Raw genomic sequence first — 11,807 nt, 5'->3', positions numbered from 1 at the left:
ATTGTAGATTTATCCTTGTAATAATACGATTTTCATGAATGCCTTGCAAATGGAAATAATTTATAGACCTTCACTTTGGGAATGACTGTGTATTAGTTTCACTGCATGACATTAAACCTCACAAGCATCCCAAATCGCATCCTTAGGCAAGGGCGCTGTTATGTCTATAATGTCATTATTAACGGGGTGAATAAAACTAATCTGTCTAGCATGCAGATGAATACTGGCATCAGGATTACTTCTATCGAAACCATATTTTAAATCGCCTTTAATAGGACAACCAATACTCGCTAATTGAGTGCGTATTTGGTGATGCCTACCGGTTTCCAAATTCACTTCCAATAAAAAATAATTGTCTAATTTTTTTAGAACCTTATAATGAAGTATTGCTTTTTTACTATTCGACACTTCTTTAATATGTGCTACGGATTTATTGTTCTTCGGATTTTTTTTCAACCAATGAATTAAGGTGTCATCTAGCTTGTTAGGTTCATTTTTAACAATAGCCCAATATGTTTTTTTAGCTTCTTTATCTACAAAAAGTTTGTTTAATCTGGGGAGTGCTTTACTGGTTTTTGCAAATATAACAAGACCCGTAGTTGGTCTGTCAAGTCGATGCACCACCCCTAAATATACATTACCAGGCTTATTATATTTTTCGGCTATATATTCTTTTACAACCTCGCTTAAAGGTTTATCACCCGTTTTATCGCCTTGCACAATATCCCCAGCACGTTTATTGACAACGATAATGTGATTGTCTTCATAGAGAACTAATAGATTATTTTTATTGGAAAGTATTTTTTTAATCACAAATTCAAAAATTATTTTTGCTAACAGCTAACAGCTAACAGCTAACAGCTAACAGCTAACAGCTAACAGCTAACAGCTAACAGCTAACAGCTAACAGCTAACAACTAACTAATATTGCTCATGCTCATTAGGAAAATCAACCGCTTTTACATCGCTAACATATTGGGAAATGGCATGGGTCATATCCTCATATAAATTCATGTATCTGCGTAAAAACCGAGGGTGGAATTCGTGTGTCATTCCCAGCATATCATGTAAAACCAAAACTTGCCCATCAACATCGCTACCCGCACCAATTCCTATAATAGGTATGCTAACACTCTCTGCAACTTCTTTGGCAAGTTTGGCAGGTATTTTTTCCAGTACAATTCCAAAACAACCAATGCGTTCCAACATTTTTGCGTCTTCAATAAGATCCAAAGCCTCTTGTTCTTCTCTGGCTCTAACGGTATAAGTCCCAAATTTATATATAGATTGTGGCGTTAAGCCTAAATGTCCCATAACAGGAATACCAGCATTTAAAATACGCTTTATGGATTCTTTTATTTCTTTGCCACCTTCCATTTTTATAGCGTGTCCGCCGCTTTCTTTCATGATCCTGATAGCAGAACGCAACGCTTCCTTAGGGTCACTCTGGTAACTACCAAAAGGCAAATCGACCACCACCAACGCTCTGTCTATGGCACGGATTACAGAAGAGGCATGATAAATCATTTGGTCTAAAGTAATTGGTAAGGTGGTTTCGTGCCCCGCCATCACATTACTCGCCGAATCTCCAACAAGAATCACATCTACGCCAGCACCATCCACAATTTTCGCCATGGTATAATCGTAAGCCGTTAACATCGATATTTTTTCGCCATTGGCTTTCATATCAACTAAGGTTTTAACCGTAATGCGTTTATATTCTTTTTTTGCTGTAGACATAGTTTTTAATTATAAGGCTGTAAAAGTACTAAATATTATGAAGCTAGAATATCTTTAACGTTATCTAAAGGAAGGATTTTGAGTTTATATTTGGTTTTAAAATATAAAAGCATGGTCAGATTTATTGCTTGTTTATGGATTATTATAACTTGAATTAGAAAGTTGTAACTCCAAATAAATTTCATTAGCAATCCGTCATATTAACACCAATAGCCAAACCGCCTTCACTGGTTTCTTTATATTTAGAGTTCATATCTTTTGCGGTTTCCCACATGGTATTCACTACTTTATCTAAGGGAACTTTTATATCTTTCGGATTCGTTTCCAATGCTAATTCGGCTGCATTAATTGCTTTTATAGCGCCCATAGCATTACGCTCTATACAGGGTATTTGCACCAAACCCCCAATAGGATCACAGGTTAAGCCCAAATGGTGTTCCATGGCAATTTCGGCGCCAATTAAAACTTGTTCGGGCGTGCCACCCATCAATTCGCATAAAGCAGCGGCAGCCATGGCAGATGACACGCCAATTTCGGCTTGGCAACCACCCATAGCGGCAGAAATAGTAGCTCCCTTTTTAAAAATACTACCAATTTCACCGGCAACTAATAAGAATTTTTTAATATGACTAAAATCGGCTTCGTGGTTTTCATTAACCAAATAATACATGAGAACTGCCGGGATAACACCAGCGCTGCCATTGGTGGGCGCCGTAACGACGCGACCAAAGGACGCATTAACTTCATTAACACTTAATGCAAAACAGCTTACCCATTTAAGGATGGCTCTAAAATTAACCTCTGTTTTACGAATAGCTTCCAACCACTCTTGCGGATTAGAATATAAATGGTTACTTAATAATTTTTCATGAATATCGTGTGCGCGTCGCTTTACATTTAAACCACCAGGGAGATTGCCGTTTGTATGGCACCCAATATACATGCATTCTAACATGGTGTTCCAAATACGGCTTAATTCGAAATCTATTTGTTTTTCAGTTCTTATATATTTTTCGTTTTCTAGTACCACATCAGAAATTGATACATCAAGTTTTTTGCAATAGTCTAGGAGTTCTGTGCCTAAGGTTATTGGGTAAGGAAACGTGTTAAAAATAGACTCTTTTATTTTAGCATTTTTACGTTTTTTCTTTACAACAAAACCACCACCAATGGAATAAAATGTGGATTTTTTGTTTTTTCCATTTATGGTTGCTCTAAAAGTTAACGCATTGGCATGGAAAGGTAAAAAGGTTTTATTGAATATGATTTGAGTTTTAGGATCAAAAGCTATTGGTTTCTCGTTGTTTAAATTGAGCGTTTTTGTGTGATTAATATTATCAATAATACTTTGGATGCTTTCAGTAGGAATATATTCCGGGTCAGCACCACTTAATCCCAACATAATGGCATAATCGGTTGCATGGCCTTTTCCCGTTAAAGATAATGAACCGTATAAATCAACAGTAATGTTTTCAATGGTGTCAAAACGATTTTTTTCTTTTAATTCTTTAATCCACCGTTCGGCAGCACGCCACGGACCAAGTGTGTGGGAACTTGAGGGACCAATACCAATTTTAAGCATGTCGAAGACTGAGATACATTCCATTTTATAGAAATAAGACAAACAAATATAGTTTAAATAAAAAAAGCTGCCTATTGATTTTAGATAGCCTTTAAAATCTTAGCAATTTAGGTTAGGTTATCTTATGGAAACTGCAGAGTAAAATTAACGAATCGACTAACAATGGGGCACCGGGTTAATAATATGACATCATGTCAGTGCTCTTTTAGTTGGCATAATCATTGACTTTAACACCATGAATTAAAAAGAACATTCAACACAATTAAAAAACATACATATTATGAGTAAAATTATTGGAATCGATTTAGGAACAACCAACTCTTGCGTTTCTGTAATGGAAGGTAACGAACCTGTTGTCATCCCAAACGCAGAAGGTAAGCGTACTACACCATCGGTGATTGCTTTTGTAGAAGGAGGCGAAATTAAAGTAGGAGATCCTGCAAAACGTCAAGCAGTTACAAACCCAACAAAAACGGTTTATTCCATTAAACGTTTTATGGGAAATAAATATTCTGAATCTAAAAAAGAAGCAGAACGCGTACCATATAAAGTTGTAAAAGGCGATAACGACACACCAAGAGTTGATATTGATGGGCGTTTATATACCCCACAAGAATTATCAGCTATGATTCTTCAAAAAATGAAGAAAACAGCTGAAGATTATTTAGGAACTACAGTAACCGATGCGGTTATCACAGTACCAGCTTATTTTAACGACTCACAACGTCAAGCAACTAAAGAAGCTGGCGAAATAGCAGGGTTAAACGTAAGACGTATTATTAACGAACCTACAGCTGCTGCATTGGCTTATGGATTAGATAAAAAAGGAAAAGACCAGAAAATTGTTGTGTTTGACTTTGGTGGAGGAACACATGACGTGTCAATATTAGAGTTAGGCGATGGCGTATTTGAAGTATTATCAACAGATGGTGATACTCATTTAGGTGGTGATGATGTTGATGAAAAAATCATTGGTTGGTTAGCTGATGAGTTTAAGTCTGATGAAGGCATCGACTTACGTAAAGACCCTATGTCTTTACAACGTTTAAAAGAAGCTGCAGAAAAAGCGAAGATTGAATTATCTTCTTCTGCACAAACTGAAATCAACTTACCATATATCACGGCTACAGCAAGTGGTCCAAAACACTTAGTGCGTTCATTAACACGTTCTAAATTTGAACAGTTAATCGACGATTTAGTAAAACGTACCATTGCGCCTTGTGAATCTGCTTTAAAAGCAGCCGGTTTATCAAAAAGTGATATTGATGAAATCATCCTGGTAGGTGGTTCTACACGTATCCCAGTAGTTCAAGCTGCTGTTGAGAAATTCTTCGGAAAAGTACCAAGTAAAGGTGTTAACCCCGATGAAGTAGTGGCATTAGGTGCTGGTATTCAAGGTGGTGTATTATCTGGCGATGTAAAAGATGTATTGTTGTTAGATGTGACTCCATTATCACTTGGTATTGAAACTATGGGTAATGTGATGACCAAACTTATTGAAGCCAATACGACGATTCCGACTAAGAAATCACAAGTATTCTCTACAGCGGCCGATAATCAGCCATCAGTAGAAATACATGTATTACAAGGAGAAAGAGCTATGGCAGCCGACAATAAAACAATCGGACGTTTTCACTTAGATGGTATTCCACCAGCAAGACGTGGAACACCACAAATTGAAGTTACTTTTGATATTGATGCTAATGGCATCATTCATGTAACTGCAGGCGATAAAGCTACAGGAAAAACTCAAAATATCCGTATTGAAGCGTCTTCTGGCTTAACTGAAGAAGAAATCAAAAAAATGAAAGCAGATGCAGAAGCAAATGCTGAAGCAGATAAAATAGCAAGAGAAACTGCTGAAAAATTAAATGCAGCTGATGCAATGATTTTCCAAACAGAAAGTCAGTTAAAAGAATTTGGTGACAAATTATCTGATGATAAAAAGAAACCAATTGAAGATGCATTAGAAGAACTTAAAAAAGCTTATGAAACTAAAGATTTAGCGGTTATAGACCCAGCTTTAGAAAAAATAAACGAAGCTTGGAAAGTGGCTTCAGAGGAAATGTACAAAGCTCAGGCAGATGCACAACAAGGTGGTGCAGCTCCAGGGCCGGATGCAAGTAGCAACGGACAATCTTCTGAAAATAGTGATGTAGAAGATGTAGACTTTGAAGAAGTAAAATAAGAACTTGTCATCCTGAACTTGTTTCAGGATCTCATGAAAATAAATTAACGCAATCAGAAATGGTTGCGTTTTTTTATTCATCAAGTTCTTTACTTAATATTTTATTAAGTTTATATTGAATAGAGCTACCATCGGCAGGAGGATTTTTTAATTTAATTTTGGTAACGCTAATTTTGTAAGTATAACCAGTTTCGTATTGCTCGTCAAAACCTTCAATGCCATCGTAGAATAGTAACCAGTCATTTTCGTTAATAACATCATTTTCTTGTATTCTATAACAAGTTTGTTCGCCAACATCTATACAACTTACCCTTTCAGAATCTATCCAAAGCATGCTATTCATACTATTTTCATTATCATTTGAACATGAAAAATTTAAAAGGATAAAAGAGGCTATGAATATGTGTTTAATTTTCATCATCGTGTTTTCTAAAAGATGTAAAATACACAAAATGGTTGCGTCTTATAAAAATATACTTCAATAATCTTCCTGTAATAAAAATATTATATATTTGAAGAATTAACAAATCCAAATATTATGAAAAACATCAACTTGCTTATTGTTTCAATAGTACTCGTTTTATGTTCTTGTTCCAATGAAGAGGTAACACCCGACATATCTTCGGATATTGTAGGCACTTGGATTGCTACCTCTGTAGATTATGGCGGACAAACAGTTACTGAAGTTTCAGGACAATCTTTATCAAACACTTTTATTGGTGAAGGCTATGATATTGATTTTACAGTTACCTTTAATGATATTCCAAAGACTTATATTTCAGATGGGAGTTATAGTATTCATTTAACCAATACGGTTTTGGGACAAACTTATACTCAAGATATTGAGAATTTAGAGTTTTTGGAAGATGGCTCTTGGGAGCAAAATGGCAATAAGCTTATAATAGAATCTCAAGGCGAAGAAACTGAAGGGACTATTGAGAAATTAACACAAAATGAATTAGTTCTATCTGTAGAAACCATTGAAGATTTATCAGAACAAGGAACAACTATTATAAGCACCATAGTAGCTAAAGTAACTTTTGTAAGATAAATATAAAGATCAATTTTTTATTTAAAGCAACTTTCTAATTCCTATCAGAAAGTTGCTTTTTTATTCTCATTATTTCCAAAATAAAATAGCTTATTATGCGTGCATACTATTTTTGTATATTTGTTTGAATCACATAAAAATATCATTTTAATTAAATGGATTCCTGCCTACGCAGGAATGACAGAAACATGGCAACGAAACTAACAGAACTTCTTAATATAAAATACCCCATAATACAAGCGCCAATGTTTTTGGTTTCCAATACTGCCATGGTAAAAGAAGCCATGAAAAGTGGTATTGCAGGCTGTATTCCGGCACTTAATTATAGAACTTTAGAGGAATTAAAATCAGCCATCAATGAGCTGAAATTAGCCAAAGTAGACGGTGGTTCCTTTGGGTTTAATTTGATTGTAAACAAGTCTAATTTAAAATTTAAGGAACAATTACGTGTTATTTGTGAAACCGGTTGCGATTTTATTATCACGTCGCTTGGAAGTCCTGAAGAAACTATATTACAAGCACATAAATTTGGTATAAAAGTATTTTGTGATGTGGTGGATTTAAATTTTGCCAAAAAAGTAGAACTCTTAGGTGCCGATGCCATTATAGCTGTTAATAATGAAGCAGGAGGTCATAGAGGCACTATGAGTCCGAAAGGCTTAATAACAGAATTGGTCACGCATTGTAACATCCCCATCATATCTGCTGGTGGTGTAGGTTGTAAAGCTGATGTTGATAGAATGCTAAGCTATGGTGCCGCTGGCGTTTCTGTTGGTAGTCCGTTTATAGCGTCCGTGGAAGCTAATGTCACAAACGAATACAAACAAGCTTGCGTGGATTATGGGGCTAAGGATATTGTGATGACCGAACGTATTTCAGGGACACCATGTACTGTTATCAATACACCTTATGTTCAAAAAGTGGGCACTAAAACCACTTGGTTGGAATCCGTTTTAAACAGAAACAAAAAACTAAAAAAATGGGTAAAAATGTTACGTTTTGCTAAAGGTATGCGGGACACTCAAAAAGCAGCGAATGAGGTCACTTATAAAACCGTTTGGGTTGCAGGGCCTAGTATTGAACAGACCAAGGCTATTTTGCCTGTAAAAGATATTGTGGCTAAATTAGTTCATTAGTGTTTATAACTTTTCTTAAAACTGTTGGCGTTACTTACTGATTTTCAGAATTTAAAAAACTAACTTCGCTTACATGTGCTGAACTTGTTTCAGTATCAGATGATATAGCTGATTAAAACCGAACCATATCTTAAACGTTGGCAAACATTAAAAAATGAACTTTATAAAAAAGATTAAAAATTATTTTGAACACAAATATATTTTAAGAACGTTTAAAAAAGTATCATATGATATAAGACAACCTAGATGTGAATTTTACGAATTAATTGAAAAATATGATAAAAAAGTAAAATTTTATGATAGAATTTTTACATATGCGATTTTAACTGTCGTTTGTGAGTTTGAGATTGGTACAGATTTAGACATTCTAAAAAAAGTTTATGACAAAGACTCTGAATATATGAAGTCTATTGTAGATTGTTATGATGATTCAAAATGCATAGAAATAATTCAACTAAAAACTAAACGCGCTTTTGTGATTTACAGACACAAAAAAATTAAAACTTACAGTAATACCAAACAAGAATTTAATGCTGAATGTTTTTCTGAGTATAATTTTGGCTTAGCTTTAAAAGCTGTTACTTGTCTTATTGAAAATAATGAGATTTTTATTGACAATTACTGCAAATCCTATATGAGTTTAAGTTTTACAAAAGAATCAATAGAATTAGGTTTTAATTATTTAATCGATAGTATTATGTTCGATGAAAATTGTTCTATATATGAGAACAAAAAACAAAAGAACGAACTAGAAGGCTTACATATGCATATGCTGTTAACTTATGTGAAAAATGATTACGAAGAAATACCTAAAGATAAATTTAAACAAATTAAATTTTGTTCTGAAAGAAAAGTAGATTTAGGTCAGAATGAAATTGAAATAACTAGTTTAATTAAATGGCGAAATAAAAAACAATGGTTATACTTTGCTAATGCATATGGAACAGATGATGACCTAGGCAAATTATGTTTAGAAAAAAGTAATCAGAGCAATTAACGATTTGCCAAGAATGACGAAGAAAAATAGAATATTAATTATTTTTTTGTTCATTATTGATTTTTGCAATTACAATAGATATTTGTGTGCGAATATTTTATTGTCAACAAATCAACCTAAAATTTGACTCGATTGAATTTAATAATATAGCTTCACCTATAATATCATTTTTCGGTTTTATAGGAATAATTGTGACTATAATTTTAGGGTTTGACCAATTTAGACACTTACAAAGCTCAAATTATTTCGATTATTATAGGTCTGCTATTAATAATTTTCTAACAGAAGAAAATGACGACAATTTAAGCACTATTCATTTACTTGACTTTACGCTTTATTGTGACGACAAATATGACGAGTTAAAAAAATTTCCTGAATATTTTACAGACTTAAATGATTTCAAAAAAGGAATAAAAGTGTCAAGTAAAGGCAAGAAATATGACGAGATTTTAGGTAATGTTCGCTACTTCAGGACAAAACTTCATATTTTATTGAAAAGGTATTCTCTAATGATAGATGAGATTTCACAACATAAACAGTTAAATAAGACACATAAGGAATTATTGTTAAAAGAGTTTTTCGAAAACCAAATTACAGAATATACTACACAGTTATTACTCGCTGATAGAATTGAACTTAAAGATGTTAAAGAGAATTTTTACATAGCTTTTTCGAATGTTATTAAAGAGGATTTAGCTTTTTACGATTCAGACCTTTATGAATTAAAAAACAAGATTGAGGAAAATGACGATTTGAAAATATATCTGAATGAAAACAAATAACGATTTGCCGTATATAAGCCATTGCTTGGTTAGTGTTTCTTTGGAAAAGCCTCGCGGATTTTCCAGCGGAGTTTTGTACTTTTAATGGTTCGTGCCGAGACACGCAACAGCTCATATACAAAATCGATAAGCGAACCTTAAAAATTCACCGTTATTTCTTAGCCTCCACCAATTCCAATTGCTCTAAACTCACATTGGTAGTAAATATACCATAATTGACTACTGCTTTATTTTTTTCAATTTTATCAATACTTCCAATAGCACGGCCATCTTCCATACGCACGCGGTCGCCGACTTTTAAAAGGGTTTTCGGTTTCGGAGTTTCAATGGCTTTTTTCTTAGCTTCCTTCTTTTTTTCTCTAATGACTTCGACCACTTTTTCAGCTTCCTGTTTAACCGCTTCTTCTTTCGCTTTGATGACTTTTTTCTCTTTAACGGTTACTTTTTTACGCTTGGAATTTTCAATTTGTACAAGTTTAAAGAGTTCTGCCATGAGCTCTCTTTTCTGATTGTTCTCAAAGTATTTTTCGGCAATATCATTTACTTTTTGTCCTAAGTAAATAAGGCGTTGGTTGCTATCATATAATTCTTGGTAGCTTTCCAGTTTCTTTTGGATTTTAAGATTGATTTCTTCAAGCTTATCGGCTTCGTCACTCTTTTTCTTTTCATTAAGTTTTAAAGAAGCCCCTGTTTTTTCGAGTTTGCTGCGTTCCTTTTGAAGCTTGGCAATGGTTTCATCAAATCGTACTTTACTGCGTTCAATTTTCTTTTTGGCTCTGTTTATAAGTCCGAACGGAATCCCATTTTTTTGAGCTACTTCAAATGTAAAGGAACTTCCTGCTTGCCCTATAACAAGTTTAAACATGGGTTCTAACGAGCGTTCATCAAATAGCATATTGGCATTCAACATATACGGTAATTCGTTTGCCAACATTTTTAAATTCGAATAATGTGTGGTAATGATTCCAAATGCTTCCCGATGGTAAAATTCTTCTAAAAATGTTTCTGCCAATGCTCCACCAAGTTCGGGGTCACTACCAGTTCCAAATTCATCAATCAGAAAAAGCGTATTTTTATTGCACTTCTTCAAGAAATAATTCATTTGTTTTAATCGGTAACTATAGGTGCTTAAATGGTTTTCAATGGATTGATTATCACCAATATCACTTAAAATTCTATCGAATAAACACACTTTACTACGTTCATGTACAGGAATTAACAAACCGCTTTGCACCATAACTTGTAGTAAGCCAACGGTTTTTAATGTGATACTTTTTCCACCGGCATTGGGACCCGAAATGACTATAATTCGACCTTCGCTATTTAATTCTATAGTTTGAGGATAAGTTGTTTTGTTTTCGTCTAAATGATTTAAGTAAAGGAGTGGGTGATAGGCATCACGCAAATAAATATGTCTATCGTCCGTTATTTCTGGAAGAATGCCATTCATGGAACGGGCATATTTTGCCTTGGCAGAAATGACATCGATATCAATTAAAAAAGTTTGATAATTTTCTAATAACGGTAAAAACGGACGTAAATAATTAGTGACTTCTTTTAAAATGCGAATGATTTCTTCTTGCGCTTCGTACTCTAAATTATTTAGTTCCCTAGAATGTTGTAACGTAGTTTCTGGTTCAATATAAACAATGCTTCCTGTTTTACTGCCACCCATAATGCCACCTTTTACCTTTCGACGGTACATGGCTTTTACAGCTAATACACGCTTGTTATCTACAACAGATTCCCGAATATCGTCCAAATAATCAAGACCGTGATACATATTAAGTGCTGAAGTAAAGCTTTGGTTTATTTTTCCTTTTACACTGTTAATGGACTGGCGTAATTCAAAAAGTAGGTGAGAGGCGTTGTCTTTGATATCTCCAAATTTATCAACAATAGTATCTATTTTTTCAATGATGGCTTTTGTTACGTCGATATGGGAAGCAAAATCGGTAAGAGTCGGGTAATATTCCTCAAACTTATTTAAAAAGATGATAATCTCATTGACTGTTGAAGAGATAGATTTTATTTTTTTTAAACTATGAACTTCTAAATACGTGTTTTCTATCTTTAAAAGCTTCAATTCTTTGGTGATGGTATCAAAACTATGATTGGGAATGTGGTTATCGTTGTAAAATGATGATAGATATTCATTGGTCAATTTAAGTGCATAAAGCAACTCTTCCTTAGTCCTTAAAGGCGAAATTTGCAAGGCACGTTCATTACCTAAATGCGTGACACAAAGCTCACTAATCTGCTTTAAAACAGTTGGGAATTCTATATCGCGTAATGTCTTTTCGTGAATATGTATCATTAAGTTTTGTGAAA

10 protein-coding genes are annotated in these 11,807 nt (G+C 34.0%); 5 read left to right on the top strand and 5 right to left on the bottom strand.

Features of this window, described 5'->3' with window-relative positions; genetic code table 11:
- Nucleotides 1-111: 111 nt before the first annotated feature.
- The 3 genes from CSW08_RS07540 to CSW08_RS07530 form a co-directional block, all read right to left on the bottom strand.
- Complete coding sequence (locus CSW08_RS07540; RefSeq protein WP_106659316.1) at nucleotides 112-810, bottom strand: RluA family pseudouridine synthase; 699 nt, start codon at nucleotides 808-810, stop codon at nucleotides 112-114.
- A gap of 111 nt (nucleotides 811-921) precedes the next feature.
- Nucleotides 922-1,740, bottom strand: a complete 819-nt coding sequence (panB, locus tag CSW08_RS07535) for a 3-methyl-2-oxobutanoate hydroxymethyltransferase (protein WP_106659300.1) — start codon at nucleotides 1,738-1,740, stop codon at nucleotides 922-924.
- Nucleotides 1,741-1,924: 184 nt separating this feature from the next.
- Nucleotides 1,925-3,346 carry an L-serine ammonia-lyase gene (locus CSW08_RS07530; protein ID WP_106659299.1) on the bottom strand — a complete coding sequence of 474 codons (1,422 nt, stop codon included), beginning with the start codon at nucleotides 3,344-3,346 and terminating at the stop codon, nucleotides 1,925-1,927.
- Nucleotides 3,347-3,602: 256 nt separating this feature from the next.
- Between CSW08_RS07530 and dnaK the strand changes: the two genes are divergently transcribed.
- Nucleotides 3,603-5,510 carry a molecular chaperone DnaK gene (gene dnaK / locus CSW08_RS07525; protein ID WP_106659298.1) on the top strand — a complete coding sequence of 636 codons (1,908 nt, stop codon included), beginning with the start codon at nucleotides 3,603-3,605 and terminating at the stop codon, nucleotides 5,508-5,510.
- A gap of 73 nt (nucleotides 5,511-5,583) precedes the next feature.
- On the opposite strand, the gene CSW08_RS07520 is transcribed toward dnaK, so the two are convergent.
- Nucleotides 5,584-5,931, bottom strand: a complete 348-nt coding sequence (locus tag CSW08_RS07520) for a DUF4377 domain-containing protein (protein ID WP_106659297.1) — start codon at nucleotides 5,929-5,931, stop codon at nucleotides 5,584-5,586.
- Nucleotides 5,932-6,048: 117 nt separating this feature from the next.
- On the opposite strand from CSW08_RS07520, the gene CSW08_RS07515 reads away from it, so the two are divergent.
- The 4 genes from CSW08_RS07515 to CSW08_RS07500 all read left to right on the top strand — a co-directional run bounded on the left by CSW08_RS07515 (nucleotide 6,049) and on the right by CSW08_RS07500 (nucleotide 9,476).
- Nucleotides 6,049-6,561, top strand: coding sequence for a hypothetical protein (locus tag CSW08_RS07515; RefSeq protein WP_106659296.1), 513 nt, complete (start codon nucleotides 6,049-6,051; stop codon nucleotides 6,559-6,561).
- Between the two features lie 188 nt (nucleotides 6,562-6,749).
- Nucleotides 6,750-7,697 carry an NAD(P)H-dependent flavin oxidoreductase gene (locus CSW08_RS07510; RefSeq protein WP_106659315.1) on the top strand — a complete coding sequence of 316 codons (948 nt, stop codon included), beginning with the start codon at nucleotides 6,750-6,752 and terminating at the stop codon, nucleotides 7,695-7,697.
- A gap of 154 nt (nucleotides 7,698-7,851) precedes the next feature.
- The gene (locus CSW08_RS07505) at nucleotides 7,852-8,694 is read left to right on the top strand and encodes a hypothetical protein (RefSeq protein WP_106659295.1); all 843 of its coding nucleotides are present in this window, start codon (nucleotides 7,852-7,854) and stop codon (nucleotides 8,692-8,694) included.
- A 191-nt stretch (nucleotides 8,695-8,885) separates the two neighbouring features.
- Nucleotides 8,886-9,476, top strand: coding sequence for a hypothetical protein (locus tag CSW08_RS07500; protein ID WP_157831438.1), 591 nt, complete (start codon nucleotides 8,886-8,888; stop codon nucleotides 9,474-9,476).
- Nucleotides 9,477-9,627: 151 nt separating this feature from the next.
- Here the strand turns inward: CSW08_RS07500 and CSW08_RS07495 are convergent, their stop codons facing one another.
- Nucleotides 9,628-11,793: an endonuclease MutS2 gene (locus CSW08_RS07495; RefSeq protein ID WP_106659293.1), complete on the bottom strand. Its 2,166-nt coding sequence runs from the start codon at nucleotides 11,791-11,793 to the stop codon at nucleotides 9,628-9,630.
- Nucleotides 11,794-11,807 lie beyond the last annotated feature (14 nt).

It is taken from the genome of Confluentibacter flavum (assembly GCF_002843175.1).
Classification (GTDB): Bacteria; Bacteroidota; Bacteroidia; order Flavobacteriales; family Flavobacteriaceae; genus Confluentibacter; species Confluentibacter flavum.
This window is presented reverse-complemented; position numbering and strand designations above follow the sequence as displayed.

What these genes read in the sequence shown, in the direction of transcription:
- panB (WP_106659300.1), bottom strand. Translation starts at nt 1,740, where the DNA reads ATGTCTACAGCAAAAAAAGAATATAAACGCATTACGGTTAAAACCTTA.
- CSW08_RS07515 (WP_106659296.1), top strand. Translation starts at nt 6,049, where the DNA reads ATGAAAAACATCAACTTGCTTATTGTTTCAATAGTACTCGTTTTATGT.
- dnaK (WP_106659298.1), top strand. Translation starts at nt 3,603, where the DNA reads ATGAGTAAAATTATTGGAATCGATTTAGGAACAACCAACTCTTGCGTT.
- CSW08_RS07510 (WP_106659315.1), top strand. Translation starts at nt 6,750, where the DNA reads ATGGCAACGAAACTAACAGAACTTCTTAATATAAAATACCCCATAATA.
- CSW08_RS07505 (WP_106659295.1), top strand. Translation starts at nt 7,852, where the DNA reads ATGAACTTTATAAAAAAGATTAAAAATTATTTTGAACACAAATATATT.
- CSW08_RS07495 (WP_106659293.1), bottom strand. Translation starts at nt 11,793, where the DNA reads ATGATACATATTCACGAAAAGACATTACGCGATATAGAATTCCCAACT.
- CSW08_RS07520 (WP_106659297.1), bottom strand. Translation starts at nt 5,931, where the DNA reads ATGATGAAAATTAAACACATATTCATAGCCTCTTTTATCCTTTTAAAT.
- CSW08_RS07530 (WP_106659299.1), bottom strand. Translation starts at nt 3,346, where the DNA reads ATGGAATGTATCTCAGTCTTCGACATGCTTAAAATTGGTATTGGTCCC.